The sequence below is a fragment of the Brevundimonas sp. genome (assembly GCF_051860745.1).
Classification (GTDB): domain Bacteria; phylum Pseudomonadota; class Alphaproteobacteria; order Caulobacterales; family Caulobacteraceae; genus Brevundimonas.
The window spans coordinates 41,598-67,826 of sequence record NZ_JBHYDN010000007.1 but is presented as its reverse complement, the minus strand read 5'-3'; the positions used below and the strand labels follow the sequence as shown (position 1 = coordinate 67,826).

Sequence of the window (26,229 nt, the reverse complement as noted above, 5' to 3'; positions counted from 1 at the left end):
CCTTCTTTCTATCTGGTCAGGAATCGGGGTGCGAAGACCCGGAGCTGCAACTGCTGCTCGAGTCGCCGGGACTGTTGGGGCTTTGCACCGGTCCTCTCGACTCGCACCCGACAGTCGGCTCGATCGTGTCGGGTCCCGCGGGACCCCGTTCGCCGAAGAAGGCCGAATCGCCGGAATCGAGCCCCGCCGACAGGACGTCCCCGGGGCTTGAATCCGTATTCGACGTCGGCGACGCCCTGAGCAGTGCGCCCAGTCTGGCCGACGCCTCGTCCGACAGTTCGAACGGTCCAAACGTACCGCCCGCCCAGGCGAACATCGCCAGGCCGGGGCGTTCAAGAGTGAAGGTGGAGCCGCCGCTGGTCACGTCGATCGCGCCGGGCGTATCGAAGCCCGCGCTGCGCGGACCGGGACCGCGCAGGACGATCAGGGTCGCGTCATCGGGTGAGCCGCTGTAGGGCGGCAGACCGGGGTGACCTTCCAGCACAAACAGGGCGTCGGGGCCGACGACCGCCTCCACCACCGTGCCGCGCACGCCGATCGAGGACACGGGCGTGCGAACGGCGCTGGACCGGGCGCCGCCGCGGCCGGACACGAAGCGGAATGCGCCGCGCGCCACCGAGGCCGACGCGCCGCCGGCGCTGCGGTCGGTATCGATCACGAAGCGATCAATGGTCACCCGCGCATTCGAACCGACCGTGAAGATTGACTGATCCCGAAGCAGGATCTGCAACTGGCTCTGCGCGCCGCTGACGAAGACATCGCCCGTGCGGACCTGCCCTCTCAACGCGGCGGGCCGAAGCGCGCTTTCTCCGGCCGGCTGGGTACGGACGCTGTTGCGGATAGCGGCGTTGACGCCCACGGCCTCCTGGGCCTGGATGACAGTGGCGGCCGACACGGCGCAGACCATGGCGGCGACGGCGACAAGGGTTCGAACCTGGGTCATGTCCATCTCTCCTAGTTGGCCGCGCCGAAACGCCACGTCAGGCGCAGTTCCGCGCCCCAGCTGTCGTAGTCCGCCAGAGGCGCGAGGGAGTCCCGGGCGCCGTAGGTCAGCGCGCCCTCGATACCCACGTCCTGCCGCCAGTCGCCGGTCGCGCCGGCCGCCGTGAAGGCGCTGATCGGCGCTCCGACCGCCACGCGCGCCCAGCTGCGGACGTCCTCGCGCGCCGGCGCGCCGAACCCGATGAAGACCGGATCAGGCGCGTCATAGTCGAGCCACTGTATTCCGCCGGAAATCGCCAGATACTGTCCGCGACGGGTGGTCGTGTCGTAGCGCGCCTGAACACCCGGCCCCGAATATCCGAAGGGCTCGTAGTCGGCCTGTTTGTCCTGCCAGCCAGCCGAGACCCCCACGCTGCTGCGCGCATCCAGGCGGTGGGTCATGCCGACGTTAAAGTCATAGCGCCAGCCGTCGCGGTCGCCACCGATGATCAGGGCCAGGGCGTCCACGCCGGGCTCGTCGAAGGTCTGGCTCACCGCTTCACCCGACACGGAGAGGGTCGTTGCGTTGCTGGTCCGCCAGCGGGCCTGGGCCTTCACCCCGACTTCCCGCATGTAGGGGTCATCAAGAAGATCAAGTACCCTCGCCACCGCGCTGACTTTCCAAGAATTCAGCCGTCTGACATACGACAGGCCGGCTTCCACGTCGCCGCGCCGCACATCGCCGTCAATGTCGTCAAGGGTCGAGCGGTCATAGCCACCGATCGAGGCGAACGCGGCATAGGCACCGTCGAGGTCCTGCGCGACGTTGAAGCGCGCGGTGAACACGGCAGCCCCGCCCGCTTCACTGACCGGCGGGGCGAAAATGGAATCAAACTGGGTCGTCAGGGCGCCGGCGGCGTCATCCTCATAGGTCAGGGCGGCCGAAAGGCTGCCGCTGAACCGGGTGGACGACCGGCTGCGTTCTATCCGCGCGCGATATCGCGTCGCCTCAGCGCGCTGCAACGGGGTCAGCGTCGCCGGCTCAAGCAGGTCGAGCTGGTCGCGCGCGCCCTGAAGGTCGTCAAGCCGATACAGGATGACGGCGTACATCAACCGGGCGCTGTGGCGGTTCGGGTCGGCGATCAGTACGCGCTCCAGAGCGCCGGCCGCCCCGTTCAGGTCCCCCGCGTCCGCTGCGCGCCGCGCGAAATCGAGATTGAGGTCCGTGTCGTCCGGAGCCGCCAGTACGGCGTCAAAGTCCTGGGCCGCCACGCCTTCAACTGTGACGGCGGACAGCCCCACAACAGCGGAAATCAACAAGCCGGCCCGAAAAATCGAGGCGGAACGGTACGCTGGACGCTTCATGTAATCCCCCAACCGCTTGCAGATTGTCCGGGATAGTCTATCCCCGAACAGCGGAACGATCAGGCTAACATCGTTCCGCGGGGAGCGCATGATCTAATCGACCAGTGCTTTTTTCGAGTGAGGCGGACGCATGGGGGCGGAGCCTGAAACCGAGCGACTGAGGGTAATCGGGTCGCGCCTGGCGCGCTCCAGCCTTTCGCTTACGCGATATGTCGCGAAGGCCGGACCCGGTCTGATTACGGCCCTGCTCCTGCTGATCCTGCAACTGCTCCAGCCTCCGTTCGTCGCCGGTATCAGCGATCTGGTTTTCGACACCTACCAACGAGCTTATCCACGCCCCTATGAGGACGCTGGCGTGCGGGTCGTCGATATCGATGACGAAAGCATCCGACGCCTCGGCCAATGGCCGTGGCCGCGCACGGACGCTGCTCGCCTGACCGACGCGCTCACGAACGCCGGTGCGGCGGCGATCGCCTTTGATATTGTTTTCTCGGAGCCGGACCGGACTTCACCGGCCCGCGCCGTCGAGATATTGCGGCAGAATCCGGAGGCGCGCGGCGACTATTCCGAAATCGCCGCCTTGACCGACCATGACGAACTGCTGGGCCAGGCCATGGAGCGTGGGCCTACCGTCACCGGCTATTTTCTGACGGGGGAAGCCAACAACGTACGCCCGAAGGAGCACGCCGGCGTCGCCGTTTCGGGGAGTTCGCCACTGGGCGTCTTTACGGAATACAATGGGGCTATTGTCAGCCTGCCGATGATCGGCGATCGCGCGTCCGGAGCCGGCTCTGTCAGCCTTGAGGCCGGCCGTGACCACATCATCCGGTCCGTGCCGCTGATCGCAAACCTCGACGGCCGCATCGTTCCTTCGCTCTCGCTAGAAGCGCTCAGGGTCGCGCAGGGCGCCGGCGCCATTCTGGTCCGCAGCACGGACGGCAGCGGCGAAAGTGGCAGACGGGGGCTGCCAGAGGTCGTCGCGGTCAAGACCGGAGAACTCCAGATCCCGACCACCGGGATCGGCGAACTGTCGATGTACTACACCGCGCCGCACCCCGAACGCATCGTGCCCGCCTGGCGCATCCTTCAGGGCGACCTGTCGGAAGGGGAAATGCAGCGGTTGTTCCAGGGCCAGATCGTCTTCATCGGCACAGGCGCACAAGGCCTTCGGGACCTCCGCAGCACCCCGATCAACGCGGTCGAGCTGGGTGTCGTCATCCACGCCCAGGCCGCCGAGCAGATGATCCTTGGACGTTTCCTCACCCGGCCCGACTGGGCGGTTGGCGTAGAGCGCACACTGATGGTGGTGCTCTGCCTGCTGATCGCGCTTTCCGCGCCGGCGTTGGGGGCCTTGCGCGGCGGCGTGCTCGCCATGCTCGCGCTCGGCGGCGTGCTGGCAGGATCCTGGTTCGCCTTCAGGAACAGCGGCCTGCTGCTGGAACCCATCTTCCCGGCGCTGGGCGTTGTCTCCGTCTATATCGCCATCACCGCCGTCTCCTTCTACCGTGAGGAACGGGCGCGGAGTCACATCCACAACGCTTTCGACCGTTATCTGTCCCCCGAACTGGTCGACCGGATCGCCCGCGATCCCGGCCAGCTGGAGCTCGGTGGCGAAGTTCGCCAGATGACGGTCCTGTTCAGCGACGTACGGGGCTTCTCGCGCATCTCGGAACGCTTCGGTCCGCAGGAGCTGATCGGGTTTCTGATCAATCTACTGACGCCGATGACGGACGTGCTCCTGGCCCGCAAGGCGACCATCGACAAATACATCGGCGATGCCGTGCTGGCATTCTGGAACGCGCCGCTGGACGATCCCGACCACGAACAGAACGCCGCATATGCGGCTCTGGAAATGCTCGAGACGCTCAAACGTCTGAATGCAGACAGTGACCGCGATCCGGCCTGGCCGGGTCAGGTGGCCATCGGCATCGGCCTCAATACCGGTCCGTGCTGCGTCGGAAACATGGGGTCGCGTCAGCGCCTCAGCTATTCGCTGATCGGCGACACGGTGAACCTGGCCTCCCGGCTGGAGAGCCTGACCAAATACTATGGTGTCTCGATCCTGGTGGGGGAGGACCTCGCCGCTCAGCTCGCCAGCTTCGCCCTCGTCGAACTGGATATCATCCGGGTCGTCGGCCGAGACGCGCCGGAGCGGGTCTTCTCCCTTGCAGGGCCGCCGGAGATGGCTACGACTTCGGCCTTCATTGCTTCGCAGACACGGATGGCCGCCATGCTCGCGGCCTATCGTTCCCGCGACTGGGCGGGCGCGGAGGCGGAACTGGCGCACTTGCGGGGCCCGGACACAATCGCGGGACTGGAGAGCGTGCTGGCCATCTACTCCAGACGGATTGCAGACTATCGCGAAGCGCCGCCGCCGGACGACTGGGATGGGATCAGCCAGGCGCTCGAGAAATAGGGATGACGTGACTTTGAACGGGGGAACAGCGTCATGTTGATCGTTCAGATCACCGACATCCATATCGGCTTCGATCAGAAAAGCCGCTTCGAGATGAACAAGAAGCGCTTTCGCCGCACGCTCGAAGCGGTGATGAAGGTCGAGCCCAAGCCCGATCTGGTGATCGTGTCTGGCGATATCGCCGACAAGGGCGACGTCGCCTCCTATGAGTGGTTTCGTCAGGAAATTCAGCAGCTTTCCCTGCCAATCCTGATGTGCATGGGCAACCACGATTCGCGGGCTGGTTTCAGTCAGGTCTTCCCCGATACGGCGCAGGAGGACGGCTTCATCCAGTATGTGGTCGATGACCATCCGTTGCGGATCGTGGTGCTGGATACGCTTGAGGAAGGCCGCCACGGCGGCGGCTTCTGCGAGAAGCGGGCGGCCTGGCTGGAGGCCCGCCTGGCCGAGGCCCCGCACCGCCCAACCCTGCTGGTCCTGCATCACCCGCCCATCGACACCGGCATCGAGTGGATGACCATCGGCCCGGCCGAGCCCTGGGTCCAGCGGCTCACCGACGTCGTGTCGCGTCACGGTCAGGTCGTCGGAGCCCTGTGCGGCCACGTCCACCGCACCATCGTCACCTCATGGGCCGGCACGACCCTGACGGTCTGCCCCTCCACTGCGCCTCAGGTGGTGCTGGACCTCAAGCCGATGAATCTGGATCGTCCGGACAAGCGGCCGATGATCGTCGAGGCCCCACCGTCGTTCGGCATTCATCGCTGGAACGGCCGCCGCCTGGTCAGCCATTTCACCGCCGTCGACCGATACAAGATCCTCGCCCGCTACACCCACAAGATGCAGGCCTTCATAAAGCATCTCGCGCAGGAACGCGCCGGGACAGCCGGGCCGCACCATCACTGATTTGGCCGGTTACTGCGGGCCGGCGGCCGCCAGCCAGCCGTCCAGCGATGGCCGGTCGCTGACCCGGTACACCTCGCCGCGATAGTCGAGGAACAGCCGCTCCATCTCGCGCCTGTTGAACGGCCGCGAGCCCAGACGGCCGAACACCGCGATCTGTGATCCCGTCTCATCCACTGCCCGATCGCGATCCAGACCCTTGGACAGAGCCAGGGCCGGCGACGGCGTCCGCGCCCAGGCGATCAGCTCGGGGCGCGGCTCCGGCGAGAAGCCGTAGAAATTCCGCTGGCTGTCGGGACTGGTCAGCTGCAGCACCTTCAACCCGTTCCGCCCGTCGGCGACATAGGCGAACAGGGAGGCGTTGGTGGAGGCCACGACCACGTCCTCGGCGTCGTTCAGTTGTCCGTCCAGCGTCACCCGCTGGTGGAGACGCGGACGGCGCGGGTTCATCACATCAATGATGACCATCCCCTCGCCCTTGGCCGCGACATAGGCATAGGTCCGCGCCACATAGAGGCGGCGGGCGTCCCCGAGGGGCACCACGGCCCCCTCGATCGCCTGCGGCGCGTCCAGCTTCGTCACATCCAGCACCCGCATTCCCTGGGCGTCCGTGACGAATAGATAGCGGAACTGCAGCGCCGAGGCCCTGACGTCGTCCAGCCGGACCGTGGTGACATGGCGGGGTCGCAGCGGGTCATCCAGATCGACCACCACCAGACCCGCGCGGGCGGCGATATAGGCGATATGGCCGGCGAGGGTTACATGCCGCGCGCCGTCCAGCACCCCGCCGGGGTTCCAGGTGGCGGCGCGGCGCAGGTTGTTGTTGCGCGGATCGCCGTCGGCCAGGGTGTCGACATTGACCAGGATCAGCCCCTCGCGCGCATCGGTGACGACGGCGTAGCTGTAGATCGGGTGGAAGGCCTGTTCCTGGTTGGCGGTCCGCATCTCGACCGTGTTGCGCGTCGGGGCGATGGGCTGATTGGTCGGCAGGGCCATGCAGGTCGCATTGCTGGACGCGACATGGGTGTCATGACCCAGCGGCGAGAACGGCGCGGTCAGGATGCGGTCCGAGACGCCCTTGTTGCCGATCGCGGCCACGTCATAGACGCGGAACCCGCCCCGGCCCTCGGCCACGAACATATATTCCCCGCGCAGCTGCAGACAGCGGGCCTGCCCGCCCGTCCGCTGAAGCGTGTTGGCGATCTCCTCGACCGAACGCGTGTCGCCGCTGCCACCGGCTTCCAGATCGAAGGCCTCGCCGCGGGTCCAGTTGATCAGTTCGCGCCCGTTGCGTTCGACGTGCCGGGCGAAGAAGTCGGGATAGGCGTAGCGCTGCAGATAGGAGCCGAACACCGCCTGGGGCTCGTCCCATTCGGTCACCCGCACCGCCTCGATGCCGGTCGCCAGCCCGACCCAGGCATGCATGCCGACGAAGTTGACGGAGTTGGTCCCCAGCATCAGCAGCTGGGCCATGATGGCGTTGTTGTCCTCGGCCTCCGAGACGTGACAGTCGCTACAGGTCTTGGTCTCGGTCGTGCGGACCGTGTGCGGGAAATGCGGGGCGAAGGCCTGGCTGGAGAAGCCGACCGCCGAGATCGGCGGCTGCTGCACATAGATCCGCTCGCGGTTGATGTTGGTCGAGGACAGGATCAGGGCCGACGATGACCGGGCCGGGGCGATCACCCCGCCGCGCGTGGTCTGATGGCGGCCCAGCTGGAACATGTCGTCGCGCGCGACCTGCGGATTGTAGGTGGCGTAGTTGCGGGTTGTGCCGCCCTCGGCGCGATGGCTCTCGGCTTGCCAGTTGGCCTCGACCGGCAGGTGGCAGCCGCCGCAGGACGGCGTCCACGAGGTGTGGCAGCTGTAGCAGGCCATCTCCTCGTCATCGTGGGCCAGGTCCGTCGTCGCGACTCCGGGGCCCCACGAGAAGCTGGCCTGTCCGGGTCGCGACACCGACATAAGCTTGGCCCGCGCCGCCGCCGGATTGAACTCGGGACTGGAGCGGTCGACGGCGTCGCGCACCAGATCGACCTCCCACTCCAGCGTCGGATCGACGATGGAGCGCTGGATCAGCACCCGGCGATTGTCGCGCTCGATCCATTCGAAGCGGCGCTGGCCGTCGGAATTGCGGAGCAGGGTCAGGTCGGTGCCTTCGGGCGGGGCCGCGGGGCCTGAGGTGCGCAGCGTCGGCAGAGTGCGCGAAGTACCGTGGCAATCCTTGCAGCCGATCTCCACCGCCGCCGCCACCTCGCCCATGATCAGGCCCGAGCCGTGGCTGTCCTGCGAGAAATGGCAGTCGGCGCACTGCAGGCCCTTCTCGGCGTGGATATCCATCATGTGAACAGTGCGGCCGGGATTAGTCCCCGGCGGGACGAACTGCCCCTCCCCTTCGCGGCGCCAGCGCTCGGGATCATCGGGCGAGACGATGCCGCCCTCGGCGTCGAGCAGATTGCCCTCGCGGTCGCGCTTGAACACGCCGCGGAAATTCCAGCCATGACCGTGGTAGTCCGCGAACTGGGTGTCGCGCAGCGTCGGGTTCAGGTCGTTGACCGCGCGCAGGAAGTCGAGATCGGCCCAGTTGCCGCGCGGCGCGGCGCCCTCGGGGTTGCGGTCCAGAACCTCGCGGATTTCCTCGGCGGTCGGATAGCGCTGGCGCTCGGGCCACATGGTCGGCGCGTCGGCCTCATAGTCCCACATGGTGTAGCCGAGGTAGCTGTTCAGGAACATGTTCGGCTGGTGCATGTGGCAGTTCATGCACTGGGACGTCGGGATGGCTCGGGTGAAGGCGTGGCGGATCGGGTGACCCGATTCCTCACGGGGAATGGTCGGATCGGCGGTGGCCGTCTGGCCGTCGCGCCCGAACTGCGAATAGCCCAGGCTGTGCCGCGGCTCACGGTCGTTGGCGTAGACGACGTGGCACGAGGTGCAGCCCGAGGAGCGATAGTCGCCCGGCTGGTCGTTGGTGCCCATGAACCAGGTATAGGGGTCGTTCAGGCGCGTCTTGTGGATGTTCAGCACCGGCACGGCGATGCGCAGGCCGGTGCCCGGCCCGCGCGACGACTGGCGGAAGTCCGGACGGCCCGGCTCTTCCAGGCGCTGAATCTGGCCGGTCGGGCTGGGCAGGCCGATTTCGGGGAACTGGGTGGCGATATTGCGCCCGCCGCGCTCGAACACCCGGAAGATGTCGCCGGGCGGCGTCACCTGCCAGGTCGGGATCGGATAAAGCACCGGCAGGGCGCCCCGCCGCTGCTCGTCCAGGGTCACCGTTCCGGGCGGATTGCCAGGCGAAAGCAGCCGCGCCGCCTCGCCCTCGGGCGTGTAAGCCTCGCCGATGATGTAGTTCTTGTAGGGCAGAATGCCGTTGTTGTACGAGGCGCCGCCGAAGAACATGGCGCCGGTCGCCATCAGGGATCGCTCGGCTCTTTCAATCAGTTCCATGTGACAGTTGCCGCAGGACTGACGAGCAACTCGGTAATCGCCGGGATTCACGAAACGAATGAACTCAGGCGCTTCGCGGTTCAGCAGGGTGTAGGTCCGCTCCGGATTGGCCGAACCAGGGAAATGCCAGCTGCCAGGATACCGAGGCAGAACGTGAGCTCTATCGCGTACAGCGCTGTATTCAGGTGTCTCCCTGCCAGATCCAGTCGGAGCCATAGCCGAAGCGTCGCCGCCGTGGCAGTCGACGCAGCCGAGCACTACGGCGGGTGAGGCGTGCATGCTCGCCGCGTCCACGGGGCTGTGGCAACTGACGCAGCCGACGCTCTTGGCGGCGGCCTGTTCGGGGGTCTGGTTGAGCGGCGCGGGCGGGGTGGCGACATAGACGCGCGCGACCGGGGCCTCGTCGTCGTCGGCGACCACGGCGGCCGGGGATCCGGCGACAACGATCATCAGGGCGGACAGCGCCCCGATCACCAGTCGTTTGCGCCCCCGGATCCCCATTCGCCCCTCAGAAAGTAAGAACAGCGTTCAATAGAACGGAATAGAAGCGATCGTCCCGATTCGTCGCCTGAAACAGGTCGCCGAAGCCATCGCCGGGTTCGAACACCGCCGCCGAGGCGCGCAGGACGACGTTCTGCGTCATCAGCGGTCGCCAGATGGCCGAAACCGACACGTCAAAGCCCAGCTCCTTCGGAATCGAGCCTTCCTGACGCAAGGCCTGAACCACCGCCGTGTCGGCGAACCACAGATGGTTGGCGTTGGCGCTGACCCGCAGCTGTGGCGTCAGGTCCAGATCGGTCCCGAACCCGACCAGAATGGTGCCGGGGTTGTTGAAATTGGACTGCCCCTCCTCCTTGGAAGAGCGCAGCGAGTTCAGCACGGCGTTGCGGCCGTTGACGCCAATCGCCCGGCCCCCGCCGGCGAAGGGTATCGACTGGCGAATCCAGTAGCTTGTGTCGGCCCCCGCGAACTGCGGGTTCTCGAAGATGGAGTCGAACCCCTCCTCGACGTCGTCATAGGGGTCCGGATCGCCAGAGGCGTACAGGCCCGAGGCGCGGAACCGCATCCAGTCGAAGTCGATCGACGGCTCGACCGCCAGGAACCACGCCCGGATGTCGGCCGGCTGGCCCGTGAACATGCTGTTCCGGTCCTCGCCCAGCGCCGCATAGGCCGAGGCGGTCAGATTGATCCGTCCGATGCGACCGTCGGCGTTGTAGCCCAGATAGGCCACGTCATAGTCCCTGCCCCGCAGGTCGCCGAGCAGCGCCGGCCGGGCCGGGAAGCCGTTGTCGTCGATATGGATGTCGTCCCGCTCGCGGTTGCGGTTGTAGATCACCGTCCATTGCGAGGTCATGCCCGGGACCGGCAGATCCTGACGATACAGGTTGGCGACGAAGATCTGGTCGTCGCGGATGGACTGGGTGATATCGTTCAGCCCCGAGTTGGTGTCCTTCTCCAGCCGCAGGAAGAGACCCAGATTGTACTGGTACCGGTTGTTGTCGCGGTTCCCGAACAGCCGCACGCCCAGCTGATTGTCCTGGAACAGGAAGCCCCGGAAGTCCGAGGTGAATGGCTGGATGCCGACCCGGACGGAATCGAAATCGTAGCGCTCCGAGACGTTGCGCAGATGGTAGTCGAAGAAGGCTTCCTGCACGCCGAGGAAGGAATCCTGGCGGTCGGGGCCCTTGGACGGCCGCACCGACAGAATGCGGCGCTCCGGCACGCTGACATCGCTGTAGTTGAAGGCCAGCGTCAGGCGGGCCTCGAAATCGGGCGGCTTGAACGCCGTCGATCCCTCGATCAGCGACACCGACGCCACGAAGGTCTGCGACAGGATCAGGCTGTTGGAGCGGCCGAAGACGTCCAGACTGTTCGGGTCCTGCGTCGTCTGAACCCCGACCGGCAGTGGCAGGGATCGCGGCTCGACCACCGTGTCCGACACGCCCGCGACCACCACGAACAGGTTCTCATGGCCTGGCAACGGCCGGTCGCCCTTGATGGTGTTCTGGTTATAGGGGTCGAACCAGCGCTCGTTGACGCCGACGGCCTCGATCAACCGCCAGCGATCGGGGAGCGGCAGGTGATCCGTCGGAAAGGCCTCGGGCGGCGGCGCGCGCACGGCGCCGGGATTGGCCTGGATGACGGCCTCGGGATAGGTCTCGACCCGCCCGGGACGGCGGCGGATGGGCGCGTCCGGGTCAACCGCCTGCGGTGGAGCAGCTTCCCGGGACGGCTGCGGCACAGCGGGCTGGATGACCAGCGGCAGACCTTGCGCGGCGGCTTCGGATGCCGAAAGGCACCCCAGGCTCGCAACGATCAGGGCGGGCCATGCCACCTTCATCACGGCGCACTGCACACATTCTGTTGCGAGGTATCCAGGAAGGGCGCGAACGGACAGCTGACATAGCGCAGCCGCGTCGAGCCGCCGGGATGTGTGACGACGATCTGGTCCGACCGGATGGCGGCGGGCGCGTGACCGATGCCGCCGACGCGGATGCCGGCGTTCTGGAGACCCAGGAAGGAGATCATGTCGTCCTGGTCGATGCCGTCGCCCGACACGCCGATGGCGCCGATCAGTTGCGTACCGCGATAGATCGGCACCCCGCCCGGGAAGATCTGGAGGCCGTTCTGCAGCCGGTTCCGGCCCGGCGTTGCGTCCGGCAGGGACGTGCAACGCGTCGCGGTGTCAGGGCCCAGCCCACTGACGAAGCCGACGTGCTGGCCGAGGTTGGTCAGGACCAGAGCGGTCTGCAATCCGGTCGAGAAGGGGCTCCACATGGCGATCGGTCGCGACAGCGGACCACTGGTCGGTCCGACCTCCCCGTCGGGGAAATAAGGCCGTGACAGGTTGCCTATGGAGCGCACGCTGAACGCCGCCTGCCCCGTCAGGGCCGTCGGCATGGACAGGAAGGTCCGGGTCTGGCCCACAAAGGCGTTCACATCCGCGGACGGGTCGCCGGACAGGTCAGCGGCGGCGGCGGAATTCGACAGGAGGCTGGCGGTCCGGGCCTTCTGCACGGCCACGTCAATGCCGAACAGCGGAGCGTCGGGGGACCGGACAAGCCCCAGGGTCACGCCATGGCTGTCGACCACCGCGATCGACACCTGGGCGCGGCTGTCGAGCGGGCGGCGGATCTGGGCTCGCGCCCGGCTCATGACGGTGAAGGCCTCTTCCAGAACGGCGCGCGTCTCGGCGGCGGTCAGCGGCGCGCCGACCGAGCCTGCATCCGTGCCGGCCTGAACCGGGTAGCGGGGGCCGCCCGAACCGTCGGTCAGGACGAAGGCGTCGACATTGGTGAACTCCCCGGCCGTCGCCTTGCGAATGCCCGAGGCCTCGGTCCCGTAGGCTTGGCCCGCGATGACGCCCGGTCCGGCGTAGTAACCGGGAACCGCGGTGAAGGCGCCGGTCCCTACCGGCAGGGTCCCGAACGCCGGCGCCGCGGCCGGCGTGCTCATCAGCGTGGCGGCGGTGGCGTCGCTGTAGCGCAGGGTCGCTCCGTCAACCGCGACCCGGTCTGCGACGATGTCCACAGCCGGCGCCAGGCCCGACCCGGCTGCAAGGGCGATATGTTCTTCGATGTCAGCATCGACATCCAGAACGTTGATATCAAAACCATAATCACCCTCAGCGATCACGCCGACGCCGCCGACAAGCACCCCGTTCTTGTACAGCGGAAAGCCGCCGGGATCGGCCGCCAGACCGAGGGGCGAGCGCTTGGGTCCGATCAGGGCCGACGGCCCGCCGCCTCCGGTGAACCGGCTGGAAATGTCGGAACAGGGCAGCTGGCTGAACTGCACCCCGAACAGCGGCCCGCTCTCAAGGCCCACGGTCGAGGGCGCAGGCGGGAAATGCTGCTGCACGATCATACTGGCCGTGCGGCTGGAAAAGGCGTTGCCGCCGGACGAGAGGTAGGCCCCGGTGACCGCCTTCGCGATCGCCCCCGCGGCCGCCGGCGCCACCACGCCCTGCAGATCGACGTCGACCGTCGCGCCCGGACGCAGGGTCACCGTCGCCGGCGCTCCGGTCATGGAATAGACCGCCAGCACATTGCCCACCCGGTCGGTCACCGCGATCACGGCGGGTCGCGAACGCGCGCGGGCCTCGGCTATGGCCCGGGCCAGCACGCCTTCGACATCGGCCACGGACAGCGCCTCGGCCGCGGGAACAGCATAGAGGGCGCCGCCGCTCCCACCGCCTCCTCCTCCGCCGCCTCCTCCGCCGCCCCCGCCGCTGGACGATCCGCCGCCTCCGCCGCACCCTGCCAACAACAGACCCGCCAGCGCCGCCAGAACCAGACCCCTCGCCCGCACGGTCATCGTGCGCGCCTCACAGCGGTCGCGACGCCGCCCATGGCGCGCCGGAATTCCTGCGGCCGATAGCGGTTGGGATCACGCACGGCGGCGTAGGCGCGGTCGATGTCGGGCCGCATGGCCCCGACGGCGCCCGCCTCGATCTGGCCCTGGGCAACCAGGGCGTTCAGCAGGGTATCGACCGCCATGACCGCTTGCGCCCCGCCGGAATAGTCGGTGTAGCGCGGAGCCAGCGCCTCCCCCAGCACATCCTCGAGAATGGCGATGGTGTCGGCGCGGCTGAACGGGCTGGAGGCGAAACTCGCCGACAGCTGGCCGGCTGTTCCCGCCAGTCGGCGGGCGGCCTCAACTGCCCCTTCGCGGTCCGAACCCAGGGCCTGATGGAAGGCGCGCGAGTCGGTCTGGAACCGCTGGGCCAGCGAGGCGGGCGCGGTCCGGGCCGCGGCTGCCAGCATGATCATGTTCTCGTCGTTGAACGGCGGCATGCCCGCGGGGATCGGCCGCCCCGGATTGGCCTCGACCAGCAGGGGCGCATTCGGCTCGTCCGAAATCGGCCGGTGGCAGCTGTGACAGTCGAAGAAATAGAACTCGGGGAAGACGCCGTTCCCGGCCCGCCCCGTATCGCCATAGACGGTCAGGATGCGCTGCAGGGCCACGGCCTGGCCGATGGCCCACAGCCGGGCGGAATCCATGGTCGCCTTGCGCTGCACATAGTCGGCGTCGACGTCGTGGTGCTGCTGGAAGGCAGTGAACAGCTCCAGCTCGAACGACAGGCGCGGGTGGCCGGCGGTCATCATCTCATGGGTCACGAACTGGTTGGGCTTGTCGCTGCCCCAGTGGCAGTCGAGGCAGACGTTGGCCCGGACGACCGGGTCCTCCAGCGGGGTCATGCCGCGCGCCACATTGGCGGCGTGGCTGACGCCCACTGTGTAATGACTGGCGATCCAGCCGCCCGAGGGTCCATGGCAGCCTTCGCAGCCGACGCCGTCGGAAACCTGGAACCGGCCGCCGCGCACGGCCGCGGGTTCGACATGGCAGCCCAGACAGGCCGGCGCGTTCTGGGCCGGTCCCAGACCCAGCCGCCGCGTGATGGCCTGGGCTCGCGCATAGGTCAGGGTGCGCCAGGCCCGGCTGTGCGATCCCCCGGGACCCGCGGGGTCCTGCCAGCTGACCAGTTCATTCTGGCGCACCACCGCCCCGTCCGGGGCCTGACGGCCATGGCAGGTCGATCCGGCGCAGGACGCCACGCCCTCGTGGACGCCGGGAGAGGACAACTGGGTGGCGGAAGCCCTCGAGGGCAGGACGGCGCCGATCCCGACGCAGAGCGCCAGGAACAGGGCCGCGCTCGCCCAGACCGCAATCGGGCGGATACGACCCACGCTGATCGTCGTCGTGCTCAATAGGTCCCCGCTTCCCCCGTCGGCCCGCTTGCGAAGGTTCGACGGAACGACGTTAGCACCAATCCTGACGGGCTGTCAGCCAACTCCCCCTGAGCCAGCAGCGAGGTCTCCGACCTAGTCCTCGAGCGTCCAGCGCCGGATCACCGTCCGTGCCTCGCCGCCCGGGCGCGATGCAATCAGGGCGGTGCGTACGACGCGGACTCCACCGTGATCGACGTGGATGCGGACGGCGAAATAGTCCGTCCGGACCGTAACCTGGTCGCGCGTTTCCGGCTCGACCTGCAGCCCGTTCAGCGCCGGCTGGCTCCAGAAGCCGGCCGGATCAGGCCACCCTCCGGCCGGACGGGCGGCGATGACGGCCCGGGCGGCGGGCAGGCTGAGCGACCCGTCCGTCAGCATGACCAGAATGGGCGCATCCCCGGGCGTCAGGGTGTTGACGTTGATCGGCGAGCGGTCGGTCGGCAGGGCGCACAGATGGGGCCGCAGCCGCTTATAGGCTTCTCCATCCACCCCGCGCACGGTCCGCAGTTCCGAGACCTCGGCCAGAGGCACGCCGCCCGTTCGATAAGGCTCGGCCAGAGCGGCGTAGGTGCTGTCCTCGGCACCGAGAGGTCGGGACGTCGTGTCGGTATCGATCCAGTCGATCAGACTGTCGGTGATCGTCCTCATCTGCCCCTCGTCGATGCCGACGGCTCGCCCCAGGGCCATCAGTTGCGCCTCGCCGGCCGGCCGGGCCGCCAGCCGGTCTCCGGTCCAGGAGACGACGCTGTTCAGGTTGAAACAGGCCTGGCCGTCGCGCACCACGGCTGTCAGCGTCCCGCCGTCGATGGGCAGGGCGAAGGCGCGTCCGTTCCATTCCGGCGTCAGCGGCGTCCGGTCCGGGTCAAGCGCCCCCAAACGCTCAATCCTTCGTCTCGCCAGGGTCTCGGCGCCGTCAGCGTACCACTGGGCCTGGGCGCCGGTTTCGGCGTTGGTGGTCCGCCGCACCGAAAACCGGACATCGTCCAGCACGGCCACCGCCACCACAGCCATGACCGCCACGAGCAGCAATACGGCCAGCAGGGCCATGCCTTCACGATCTCGCAGGCGCCTGACCCTCATCGCCCGCCTCCGATCAGGAACAGCTGGGTCAGCCGGCCGTATCCCTCCACCGTCAGGTCCAGACGCACGGCGTCAGGTGGCCTTCCCGTCGCCCCAAGGGTCGGCGCCGGGGTCTCGCGGCCGTCCTGCAGGAAGGTCACGGTCAGGTCCGTCACGCCGGCCAACAACTGCTGGGGCGGCCCCGGACGCGATCCGTCCAGAAAGGGCGACACACGGCGCTCCAGCCGGTCCCCGACCAGCCTGTACTCCACCCGTTGCAACGACGACCTGTCCGCGCCGCCGGCATTGCTCCAGCCGGCGCGGGTGACGACCAGGACAGGGTCGCCCCGGGCCGTTGCGCCCGCCAGCGCCAGGGGATGCGGCTCACCGTTGCGGTCGCGCGTACGACGGCCCGTCGCCTGGCCGAGGTCGGCCTTCAGCAGGCTGCGCGTCCGTTGCAATCCGGCGGTGCGGTCCGTGGCCGAGCGGACGGCGAACCGGTTGTCGATCGAGACGGACAGCACGGCCGCGCCCGCCGCAGCGATCAGGCCGAACAGCATCAGCGCGACCAGCGCCTCGACCAGGGTGAAGCCGGACCGGACGGCGGTCGGGGTGAACATGATTCTCATCGCCCCCCTTCTTCCGTAAAGAGGATTACACCCCGGCGCAGGTGCATGCACAATCCCGGACCCGGAGCCTGGCCGACAGGAGTTCACGCGGTCAGCCGGTTCCATCTTGCAGCGCAGCAAGATATGTAACATCGTTCGCTCTTTACGGAGATCGCACGCTGTGCGCGGGACGGCCTATGTTCAAGTCACTGAAATGTCTTTTGAACGGACACCTGTACGTCGACAGTCGTAGTCAGCCGGGTACGCAGACCTGCGTCCGCTGCCGACATCGCAAGCCGTTCGAAGGAGTCGCCAGAAGGTCCGACAGCCATGCTGAATCCGACAGCGGCTCATCCCCGAACGGTTGAGCCGGACGCGCCGACGGGCGGCTCTCTAATGGACTGACTCAGACCAGCCGGCTCTGCACCACCGCCGCCGCGATAAAGCCCGCGAACAACGGGTGCGGCGCGAACGGCCGGCTCTTCAGTTCCGGATGATACTGCACGCCGATGAACCACGGGTGGTCCTCGCGCTCGACCGTCTCGGGCAGGACGCCGTCCGGCGACAAACCGGCGAAGGTCAGACCGCCCTTCGCCTCGATGGCGTCGCGATAGTTGATATTGACCTCATAGCGGTGACGGTGGCGCTCGCTGATCGTGGTCGAGCCGTACATCTGTGCAATCCGCGACCCGGGCTTGAGCGTCGAGTCATAGGCCCCAAGCCGCATGGTGCCGCCCATGTCGCCGCCCTGCTGACGCAGCACCCGTTGATTGCCCTGGGTCCATTCGGTCATCAGACCGACGACGGGCTCGGTCGTGGGACCGAACTCGGTGGAGGACGCCCTGGGATAGCCGGCCAGGTTCCGGGCCGCCTCGATCACCGCCATCTGCATTCCGAAACAGATGCCGAAATAAGGGATCTTGCGCTCGCGGGCGAAGCGGGCCGCCTCGATCTTGCCCTCCGAGCCGCGCTCGCCGAAGCCGCCGGGCACCAGGATGGCGTGGGCCTCCTGCAGCCGCGCGTCGCAGGCCTCGCGGTCGCCCTCGAAGGTCTCGGCCTCGACCCAGTCGATATTGACCTTGACGTTGTTGGCCACGCCGCCGTGATGCAGGGCCTCGATCAGGGACTTGTAGGCGTCCTTCAGGACCGTATATTTGCCGACCACGGCCACGGTGACCTCGCCGTCCGGGTGCTGCCGACGGCGGGCGATCTCTTCCCACATCGTCAGGTCGGGCGCCGGTGCGTCGGTGATGCCGAAATGGGCCAGCACCTCGGCGTCCAGCCCCTCGCGGTGATAGTCCAGAGGCACGGCGTAGATGTCGTTGGAATCCATCGCCTGAATGACGCCCGTCGGACGGACGTTGCAAAACAAGCCGATCTTGCGCTTCTCTTCGGGCGGGATCGGGAATTCGCAGCGGCACAGCAGGATGTCGGGCTGGATGCCGATGGACCGCAGCTCCTTGACCGAGTGCTGCGTCGGCTTGGTCTTCATCTCGCCGGCGGTCTTGATGAAGGGCAGCAGGGTCAGGTGCACGAAGCAGGATTGGCCGCGCGGCAGGTCCTGGCCCAGCTGGCGGATGGCCTCGAAGAAGGGCAGGCCTTCGATGTCGCCAACTGTGCCGCCGATCTCGACCAGCACGAAGTCCACGTCCTCGCCTTCGTCGGTCAGGGCGGGGGTCAGGCAGAAGGATTTGATCTGGTCGGTGACGTGCGGGATCACCTGGACCGTCGCACCCAGATAGTCGCCGCGCCGCTCCTTCTCGAGGATGGTCGAATAGATGCGGCCGGTGGTGATGTTGTCAGACCGCGCCGCCGACACGCCCGTGAACCGCTCATAGTGGCCCAGGTCGAGGTCGGTCTCGGCGCCGTCATCCGTAACGAAGACCTCGCCGTGCTGATACGGGCTCATCGTGCCCGGATCGACGTTCAGATACGGGTCGAGCTTCCTCAGCCGGACCTTATAGCCGCGCGCCTGGAGGAGCGCGCCAAGAGCGGCGGAGGCGAGGCCTTTTCCCAATGAGGAAACCACGCCGCCGGTGATGAACACGTAACGGGCCATGGGAGATCACTCTACCGCTGATTCGAGCGGCGATTTGCGGAGACTTTGAGGGCGGGAGAGGAAGGCGGGGATAAGGTCCCCGCCCATCCTAGTTCGAGGGAGCCGGTTGGGCCGGCGCCGGAGCGGCGGAGACGCCCGACAGGCTGGATTCCAGATTCTGCAGCGACGGTGCGACCGGTTGCGCCGGAGCCGCCGGATCAACGGCCGGAGCCGCGTCAGACGTCGTCGGAGCGATCAACTCACCCACGGCGTCGGCGTCCACGATCGAGCGGTTGGAACGCTCGACGTTGCCAAGAATGGTCAGGCCGATGGCGCAGGCGAAGAAGAGACTCGCCAGAACCCAGGTCGTCTTGGTCAGCAGATTGCCCGCGCCGCGCGCGGTCATGAAGCCCGACGGACCGCCGCCCATCCCGAGGGCGCCGCCCTCTGAACGTTGAATCAGGATCACGCCGGCGAGCGCGACCGAGATGAGGATCATGGCGACGAGGAGAATGGTCTGGAGCATGGCAGCCGATATGTGTGGCGCGAGACGGCGCCGATCAAGCGGCGGCGTCTAACATTGATGGCGGACGGGAGCAAACGAAGCGCTTCACGCGCCGCGTATGATCCTCAGGAAGTCATCCGCCTTCAGCGAGGCGCCGCCGACCAGGGCGCCGCCCACTTCGGGCACGGCGAGGATTTCGCGGGCGTTGTCCGGCTTGACCGAGCCGCCGTACAGAATGGGCGTGGCGGCGACGCCCAGCCCCAGCCGCTCGATCATCGCCGCGCGGACGGCGCGGTGCACTTCCTCGATCTCCTCCAGCGTGGGCGTCAGCCCTGTGCCGATGGCCCAGACCGGTTCGTAGGCCACGGCGAAGTCCCGGCCGGCCAGAGCCAGCGGCAGGGATCCAAGGATCTGTCCGCGCACCACCTCGACCGCCCGGCCCGCCTCGCGTTGTTCAAGAGTCTCGCCGATGCAGATGATCGGGGCCAGGTCCGCGGCCAGGGCCGCCTCGGCCTTGGACGCCACAAGCGCATCGGTCTCGCCATGCCCCTGACGGCGTTCGGAATGCCCCAGGATCACCAGGGTCGCGCCCGCATCCTTCAGCATGGCCGCCGAGACGTCGCCGGTGAAGGCGCCGTGGATCTCGGCCCGGCAGTCCTGCCCCCCGATCTCGACGCCGTCCCCGGCCGCGCGGGCCATCCGCTCGACCAGGGTCGCGGGCGGGCACAGGGCGACGCGGCAGGCCGGAGCCGCCTCCGCCAGACCCGCGCGCAGCGCCGCCACCTCGCCCAAGCTCGCGCCCAGGCCGTTCATCTTCCAGTTTCCGGCGATCAGTTTTGCGGTTTTCATCATCCGGGACTTCTATGCGGCGCCCTTCGACAAGCCAAGCCGTCCGCGAGCAGTGACAGGCCGGACCGCACCAAATTCCGGGCCGCGTCGGGTCGGGAGGCCCCGCAGGGCCGACGACCGCGGCCCAACAAGTATGCCATCGTCTTGCCGTGCGGGCCGCTGACACCCTATAGGCCAAGCAGCACCCTTGCCGCTGATCCGCCAGGACCGACCATGCTCACCGCCTTCCGCACCTTCGCCAAATCGAAATGGGCCATCGGCCTGCTGATCCTCCTTGCCCTCGGCCTGCTGGTCACCGGCGGATCGCAGATGGATGTTCTGGCCAACCTTGGTCCGAGGCATGTGGTTTCGGCCGGCGACCGCAGCTTGAGCCAGACCGAATTCCGGGGCGAACTGGACCGCATCCGCGAGCAGGCCCAGCAACAGGCCGGAAGGGCCCTGACCTTCGAGGAACTGATCGGTGAAGGCGGCCTGCTGCAGTACCTGCAACAGAAGTCCCAACAGCTCGGCTTCGTGAACTGGGCCTGGAAGGCCGGCATTCGCCCGGGCAAGGAGCTGGTCCTGCGCGAGATTCGTCAGGCGCCCAATTTCTTTGACAGCGTCACCGGCCAGTTCAGCGAAGAGCAATATCGCGCCGCCCTGGCTGAGGGGAACGCCACGCCGGAGATGTTCGAGGCGCAGCTGCGCGACCAGTACTCCACCCAGCATTACGGCGCCGCCCTCGGCGCCGGCATGCGCCTGCCGCGCATCTATGGCGCGATCCTGGCCAGCCAGGCGCTTGAGACTCGCGACGGACGCTGGTTCACAGTGACCCAGGCCATGGCGGGCACGGCGGGCGCTCCGACCGACGCCCAGCTGATCGCCCTGATGAACCAGAACGCCGACCAGCTGCGTCTTCCCGAATCCCGCACCGCCTCGGTGGTGCTGTTCGACGACGGCGCGGCCGCCCCTGCCGAGCTCGCCGAGGCCCGCATCCAGGAGCGGTTCAACTTCCGCCGCGACGCCCTGTCGCTGCCCGAGAAGCGCAGCTTCGTCACCCTGACGGCGCCGAACCGCGCCGCGGCCGACCGTATCGCCGCCGCACTGCGCGCCGGTCAGTCCCCGGCTGACGTGGCCCGCGCCAACAACATCCAGCCGGCCGAATACGCCGATACGCCGCGCAGCGCCCTGGGCGACCCGGCCGTCGCCGCCGCCGTCTTCGGCCTGGCCGCCAATCAGGTGTCCGCCCCGATCCAGGCCGGCGTGGGCTTTGTCGTCTTGAGGGTGACCAGCATCCAGCCGGGCCGCGCCGCGACCCTGGCCGACGTCCGCGAACAGGTAATCGCCGAACTGCGCGCCGAGGATGCTCGCGAAGCCGTCTATCTTCGGGTCGCGGCCTATGAGAAAGCGCGTCAGGACGGCAAGACGCTGGACGTCGCCGTGCGAGAGGTCGGCGCCCGGCTCATCAGGATTCCGCCCATCCGTCAGGACGGAAAACTCCGCAACGGCCAGGACATCAACCCGCCGCTCCCGCCGCAGCTGATCCAGACCATGTGGAGTCTCGGCAAGGGCGCCGAGAGCGAAGTGGTCGACATGGGCCAGGGCCAGTATTTCGTGGTCCGCCTCGACGACATCATGCCGGCGGCCCTGCCGCCGTTGGCCGGCATCCGTGAGCCGCTGGCCCAGCAATGGGTGCTGCGCGAGAACGCCCGGCTGCTCAGCGCCCGCGCCAGCGCCCTGGCGGCCCGCGTACGCGGCGGCGAGGATCTGGCCGCAGTGGCCGCCTCGGTCGGCGCTGCGCTGCAGACCGGAACCGGGCTGAACCGCCAATCCGCCGAACAGAACGGCCAGGGCGTCATCGCCGGTGTATTCAGCAGCGGCCGCGGCGAGCCCTTCTCACAGCAGAACTCAGCCGACACCTTCGTCATCGGCCGCACGGACCGGATTACGGCGGCGGTGCCGGCCTTGGCCGCTCCGGTCGCCGAACAGTTCCGCCAGCGCATGGGCGGCGACCACGTTAACGCCGTAGGCGAGGTGGCCATCGCCGCCGCAGCCGCGCGCAGCAAGGCCGAGTTCGACGAGCCCCTGGCCCGTACGTCCCTGGGCCTGCCGGCCGAAGCGCCCGCCGCCCCCGCATCGCCGGGCGCCCCGCCGGCGCAATGACGGCCGACGGCGAAGGCGGCTTCACCGATTTCGAACGCGGCTGGTCGCAAGGCCGGCCGCAGGTCGTCATCCGCAGGCTGGTGGATGACCTCGAGACACCGGTCTCGGCCTTCCTCAAGGTGGGGCATGGCCGCACCCACGCCTTCCTGCTGGAATCGGTCGAGGGCGGCGCCGTCAACGGCCGCTATTCCATCATCACCCGAGAGCCTGACGTGGTCTGGCGCTGTCGGGGCGGAGAGGCCCACCTGGCGCGGGGCGCGGACATCACCGCTGGCCGGTTCGAGCCTGAAACCGCCGACGTCCTGACCTCCCTGCGAAGCCTGATGGCGGCGTCCCGGTTCGACCTGCCCGCCGGCCTGCCGCCCATGGCCGCGGGCCTGTTCGGGGTGTTCGGCTATGACATGGTGCGGCTGCTCGAGCCGCTGGGTGCCCCCAATCCCGATCCGCTGAACCTGCCTGACGCGGTTCTGACCCGGCCGGCGCTCGTCGCCATCTTCGACTCTGTCAGCCACGAGATCGTGCTGGTCTCCGCCGCCTACCCCGACAGCGGGCTCGACGCCGTAACGGCCTTCGACGCGGCGAGGGCGCGGCTGGACCGGTTTGAGGCCGACCTGCGGACGCCCCTGCCGGCCCTCCCCGCCCCGGTCGAGACCGCCATCGCGCCCTTCCGCTCGCCGGTCGGGGAACCCGACTTCGCGGCCATGGTCGCGCGGGCCAAGGACTACATCGCCGCCGGCGACATCTTTCAGGTCGTGCTCAGCCACAGGTTCGCCGCGCCCTGGACGACCGACCCGTTCGCCTTCTACCGCTCGCTGCGGCGGCGGAATCCCTCGCCCTATCTGTTCTACCTCGACTTCGGCGACTTCCAGCTGGCCGGGTCGAGCCCGGAGATTCTGGTCCGGCTCAAGGACGGCCGCGTCACCATCCGGCCGCTTGCCGGCACTCGTCCGCGCGGCGAGACGCCCGAGGCCGACCGGGCGCTCGAGATCGAACTGCTGGCCGATCCCAAGGAACGGGCCGAGCATCTGATGCTGCTGGACCTGGGCCGCAACGACGTCGGCCGGGTCGCCGCCCCCGGCACTGTCGAGGTGATCGAGAGCTTCCGCGTCGAACGCTACAGCTCGGTCATGCACATCGTCTCGGAAGTCCAGGGCGACGCCCATCCAGACCTCGATGCGGTCGACACCCTGCTGGCCGCCCTCCCCGCCGGCACCCTGTCAGGCGCGCCCAAGGTGCGGGCCATGGAGATCATCGACGAGCTGGAGAGCGAGAAGCGCGGCGTCGGCTACGGCGGCGGCGTCGGCTACATCTCGGCCGGCGGCGAGGCCGACATCTGCATCGTGCTCAGGACCGCCCTGTTCGCCGACGGCAAGATCCACGTCCAGGCCGGCGCCGGCGTCGTGGCCGACAGCGACCCGGCCGCAGAATACGCCGAGACCCTCGCCAAGGCCCGCGCCCCGATGCGCGCCGCCGAGGACGCCTGGCGCTACCCCTTCGGCAACACCTAGGGCTGGGCGAACACAGCCGTTTCGTCGAACCGCACACCCGGTCCCAGCACCATCACGCCGGCCATCAACACCGCCGCCATCGCCGCCAGGGCCGCCGCGCCGAGGGCGGCGTAGGGGCTGGGCCGCGACGTGGACGGCGTCAGCAGGTTGCGCGCCTTCGTGATGCTGGTGTGCGCCATGGAACTCCCCGGACAGAGGCCGCAGGTTCGGGTGGGTTCGGTTAACGAAGACTTACCGTCACAGCCGCTTGGCGCGGTCCCGTCGAGCCCCTAGAAGCCAGACCATGATCCTCGTCGTCGACAACTACGACAGCTTCACCTGGAACCTCGTCCACTACCTCGCGGAGTTGGGCGCGGAGACTCGTGTCGTGCGCAACGACGACCTGACCGCCGCCGAGGCCTGGGTCCTGAAGCCCGAGGCGGTGCTGCTCTCGCCGGGCCCGTGCACGCCCAACGAGGCGGGCATCTGCCTGGCGATCCTCGACACCGCGCCGCTGGATATGCCGATCTTCGGCGTCTGCCTCGGCCATCAGGCCATGGGTCAGGCCTTTGGCGGCGAGGTCATCCGCGCCCAAGCCCTGATGCACGGCAAGACGTCGCCGATCGAGCATGACGGCCGCAGCGTCTTCAAGGGCCTGCCCTCGCCGTTCACCGCCACCCGCTATCACTCGCTGGCCGTCCGCCGCGACACCCTGCCGGACGTGCTTGAGGTCACCGCCTCGACCGCCGACGGCGAGATTATGGGTCTGGCCCACAAGACCCGCCCGATCCACGGCGTCCAGTTCCATCCCGAGTCCATCGCTACAGAACACGGCCACGACCTGCTCGCCAACTTCCTCGACCTCGCCAACATCAAGCGCCGGGCGATGGTCTGATGGCTGATTCCTTCAAGCCCCTGCTGGCCAAACTGGTCGACGGCCGCGTGCTCTCGGCAGACGAGGCCCACGCCTTCTTCGCCGCCTGCCTGCGCGGTGAACCGACCCCGGCCCAGGTCGCCGCCGCCGTTACCGCCCTGCGCATCCGCGGCGAGACAGTGGAAGAGATCGCAGCCTTCGCCACCGCCATGCGCGAGGCCGCCCGGACGCTTGACCACCCCTATGACGTGATCGACACCTGCGGCACCGGCGGCGACGGCCAGCACACCTTCAACATCTCCACCGCTGCAGCCCTCGTGCTGGCCGGAGCCGGGCTGAAGGTCGCCAAACACGGCAACCGGGCCATGAGTTCGAAGTCGGGCTCGTCGGACGTGCTGTCGGTGCTGGGCGTCAACCTGCAGGCCAGCCCGGCCCAGCAGCGCCGCTCGCTGGACGAGGCCGGCATCGCCTTCCTGTTCGCCCCCGCCTACCACGGCGCCATGCGCCATGTCGGGCCGGTGCGGGCCGAAATCGGTTTTCGCACGGTCTTCAACCTCCTGGGCCCGCTGTCCAATCCAGCCGGCGCGAAACGTCAGGTCATGGGCGTCTATGACCCCCGCCTGCTTGAGCCGCTGGCGGAAGTGCTGGGCCGGCTGGGCGCGACCCGCGCCTGGACCGTCCACGGTCAGGGCTTGGACGAACTGACCACCACGGGCGAGACCGAGGTGGCCGAATGGAAGGACGGAGCCGTCCGCCGCTTCACAGTCACGCCCGAGGACGCCGGCCTGCCGCGCGCCGACCTCGCGGCCCTGCGCGGCGGCGACGCGGAAGAGAACGCCGTCGCCCTGCGCGCCCTGCTGGACGGGGCCAGGGGCGCCTATCGCGACATTGTCCTGCTGAACGCCGCCGCCGCCCTGGTCGTCGCCGACCGCGCCGCTGATCTGGCCGAGGGCGCGGCCCAGGCCGCCGCCGTCATCGACGACGGCCGGGCGGCCAAGGCCCTGACCGATCTGGTCGAGGCCACCAATACGGTCATCGAGGAAGACCCCGCTTGAGCGACGTCCTCGCCGGCATCGCCGCCTACAAGCGGATGGACGTGGCCGCGCGCAAGACCGCGACCTCGCAGGACTCGATCGAGTCGCTGGCGCGCGTCGCCTCGCCCCCGCGCGGCTTCCGCGCCGCCCTCGAACACCATGTCGAGCACACGGGCCGCCCGGCCCTGATCGCCGAAATCAAGAAGGCCAGCCCGTCCAAGGGGCTGATCCGCGCCGATTTCGATCCACCGGTCCTCGCCCGCGCCTATGAACGCGGCGGCGCCACCTGCCTGTCTGTGCTCACGGACGCCCCCAGCTTCCTGGGCGACGACGCCTTCCTCGCCGCCGCCCGCAACGCGACCGCCCTGCCCTGTCTGCGCAAGGACTTCCTCGTCGATCCGTGGCAAGTGGCCGAGAGCCGGGCCCTCGGCGCCGACTGCATCCTGATCATCCTCGCCATGATCGACGACGCCCTCGCCGCCGACCTGCTGGCGGAGGCCGAACGGTTCGGCATGGACGCCCTGATCGAAACCCACGACGAGGTGGAGATGGCCCGCGCCTGCAAGCTGGGCGGCGATCTGGTGGGCATCAACAACCGCTCGCTGCGGACGTTCGAGGTCGATCTGGCCGTTACCGAACGACTGGCCCTGCTCAGCCCCGTCCACGCCCTGCTGGTGGCCGAGAGCGGGATCTTCACGCCGGACGACGTGGCGCGCGTGTCCGACGCCCATGCGCAGGCGGTGCTGGTCGGAGAGAGCCTTATGCGGCAGGACGACGTCGAGGCGGCGACGCGGGCGTTGTTGGCCTGAAGCCGAGCCGTTTCCCGTTAAGTTGACATTAGGCAAGAACACTTACAGAACA

At 68.2% G+C, this 26,229-nt stretch carries 19 protein-coding genes; 7 read left to right on the top strand and 12 right to left on the bottom strand.

Features of this window, described 5'->3' with window-relative positions:
* Positions 1–16 precede the first annotated feature (16 nt).
* Positions 17–943, bottom strand: coding sequence for a FecR family protein (locus ACTIEW_RS09675; protein ID WP_439477704.1), 927 nt, complete (start codon positions 941–943; stop codon positions 17–19).
* Between the two features lie 11 nt (positions 944–954).
* Positions 955–2,238: a tetratricopeptide repeat protein gene (locus ACTIEW_RS09670; protein WP_439477703.1), complete on the bottom strand. Its 1,284-nt coding sequence runs from the start codon at positions 2,236–2,238 to the stop codon at positions 955–957.
* 178 nt (positions 2,239–2,416) lie between these two features.
* On the opposite strand from ACTIEW_RS09670, the gene ACTIEW_RS09665 reads away from it, so the two are divergent.
* Together ACTIEW_RS09665 and ACTIEW_RS09660 are read left to right on the top strand one after the other, a co-directional pair.
* Positions 2,417–4,702: a CHASE2 domain-containing protein gene (locus ACTIEW_RS09665; RefSeq protein ID WP_439477702.1), complete on the top strand. Its 2,286-nt coding sequence runs from the start codon at positions 2,417–2,419 to the stop codon at positions 4,700–4,702.
* Between the two features lie 33 nt (positions 4,703–4,735).
* Positions 4,736–5,605: a phosphodiesterase gene (locus ACTIEW_RS09660; RefSeq protein WP_439477701.1), complete on the top strand. Its 870-nt coding sequence runs from the start codon at positions 4,736–4,738 to the stop codon at positions 5,603–5,605.
* 9 nt (positions 5,606–5,614) lie between these two features.
* Here the strand turns inward: ACTIEW_RS09660 and ACTIEW_RS09655 are convergent, their stop codons facing one another.
* The 9 genes from ACTIEW_RS09655 to tpiA form a co-directional block, all read right to left on the bottom strand.
* Complete coding sequence (locus ACTIEW_RS09655) at positions 5,615–9,541, bottom strand: hypothetical protein (RefSeq protein WP_439477700.1); 3,927 nt, start codon at positions 9,539–9,541, stop codon at positions 5,615–5,617.
* Between the two features lie 7 nt (positions 9,542–9,548).
* Positions 9,549–11,384 carry a hypothetical protein gene (locus ACTIEW_RS09650; RefSeq protein ID WP_439477699.1) on the bottom strand — a complete coding sequence of 612 codons (1,836 nt, stop codon included), beginning with the start codon at positions 11,382–11,384 and terminating at the stop codon, positions 9,549–9,551.
* Positions 11,381–13,357 (bottom strand): heme-binding protein, encoded by a 1,977-nt coding sequence (locus ACTIEW_RS09645; RefSeq protein WP_439477698.1) that lies wholly within the window; start codon positions 13,355–13,357, stop codon positions 11,381–11,383. The genes ACTIEW_RS09650 and ACTIEW_RS09645 overlap by 4 nt, the downstream gene beginning before the upstream one ends.
* Positions 13,354–14,751 (bottom strand): multiheme c-type cytochrome, encoded by a 1,398-nt coding sequence (locus tag ACTIEW_RS09640; protein WP_439477697.1) that lies wholly within the window; start codon positions 14,749–14,751, stop codon positions 13,354–13,356. Before ACTIEW_RS09640 ends, ACTIEW_RS09645 begins: the two co-directional genes overlap by 4 nt.
* A gap of 114 nt (positions 14,752–14,865) precedes the next feature.
* Entirely contained in the window at positions 14,866–15,852 is a 987-nt protein-coding gene (gspK, locus tag ACTIEW_RS09635; RefSeq protein ID WP_439477696.1) for a type II secretion system minor pseudopilin GspK, read from the bottom strand.
* On the bottom strand, positions 15,849–16,460 hold the full coding sequence (gene gspJ, locus ACTIEW_RS09630; protein ID WP_439477695.1) for a type II secretion system minor pseudopilin GspJ: 612 nt from the start codon (positions 16,458–16,460) through the stop codon (positions 15,849–15,851). The genes gspK and gspJ overlap by 4 nt, the downstream gene beginning before the upstream one ends.
* A 385-nt stretch (positions 16,461–16,845) precedes the next feature.
* Positions 16,846–18,498: a CTP synthase gene (locus tag ACTIEW_RS09625; protein ID WP_439477694.1), complete on the bottom strand. Its 1,653-nt coding sequence runs from the start codon at positions 18,496–18,498 to the stop codon at positions 16,846–16,848.
* A gap of 88 nt (positions 18,499–18,586) precedes the next feature.
* Positions 18,587–19,003, bottom strand: a complete 417-nt coding sequence (gene secG, locus ACTIEW_RS09620) for a preprotein translocase subunit SecG (RefSeq protein WP_439477693.1) — start codon at positions 19,001–19,003, stop codon at positions 18,587–18,589.
* Positions 19,004–19,087: 84 nt separating this feature from the next.
* Positions 19,088–19,834, bottom strand: a complete 747-nt coding sequence (gene tpiA / locus ACTIEW_RS09615) for a triose-phosphate isomerase (RefSeq protein WP_439477692.1) — start codon at positions 19,832–19,834, stop codon at positions 19,088–19,090.
* Positions 19,835–20,044: 210 nt separating this feature from the next.
* Here tpiA and ACTIEW_RS09610 point away from each other — a divergent pair, with 210 nt between their 5' ends.
* Complete coding sequence (locus ACTIEW_RS09610) at positions 20,045–21,973, top strand: peptidylprolyl isomerase (protein ID WP_439477691.1); 1,929 nt, start codon at positions 20,045–20,047, stop codon at positions 21,971–21,973.
* Positions 21,970–23,481, top strand: a complete 1,512-nt coding sequence (gene trpE / locus ACTIEW_RS09605) for an anthranilate synthase component I (protein WP_439477690.1) — start codon at positions 21,970–21,972, stop codon at positions 23,479–23,481. Before ACTIEW_RS09610 ends, trpE begins: the two co-directional genes overlap by 4 nt.
* Here the strand turns inward: trpE and ACTIEW_RS09600 are convergent.
* Entirely contained in the window at positions 23,478–23,660 is a 183-nt protein-coding gene (locus tag ACTIEW_RS09600; protein WP_439477689.1) for a peptidoglycan-binding protein, read from the bottom strand. The two genes, trpE and ACTIEW_RS09600, sit on opposite strands and share 4 nt — an antisense overlap.
* A gap of 104 nt (positions 23,661–23,764) precedes the next feature.
* Between ACTIEW_RS09600 and ACTIEW_RS09595 the strand changes: the two genes are divergently transcribed.
* From ACTIEW_RS09595 to trpC, 3 genes are read left to right on the top strand one after another with little or no spacing between them, the layout of a single operon-like run.
* On the top strand, positions 23,765–24,355 hold the full coding sequence (locus ACTIEW_RS09595) for an anthranilate synthase component II (protein ID WP_439477688.1): 591 nt from the start codon (positions 23,765–23,767) through the stop codon (positions 24,353–24,355).
* Entirely contained in the window at positions 24,355–25,389 is a 1,035-nt protein-coding gene (gene trpD, locus ACTIEW_RS09590) for an anthranilate phosphoribosyltransferase (protein WP_439477687.1), read from the top strand. Before ACTIEW_RS09595 ends, trpD begins: the two co-directional genes overlap by 1 nt.
* Positions 25,386–26,177: an indole-3-glycerol phosphate synthase TrpC gene (gene trpC / locus ACTIEW_RS09585; RefSeq protein WP_439477686.1), complete on the top strand. Its 792-nt coding sequence runs from the start codon at positions 25,386–25,388 to the stop codon at positions 26,175–26,177. The genes trpD and trpC overlap by 4 nt, the downstream gene beginning before the upstream one ends.
* The last annotated feature ends 52 nt before the right edge of the window (positions 26,178–26,229 follow it).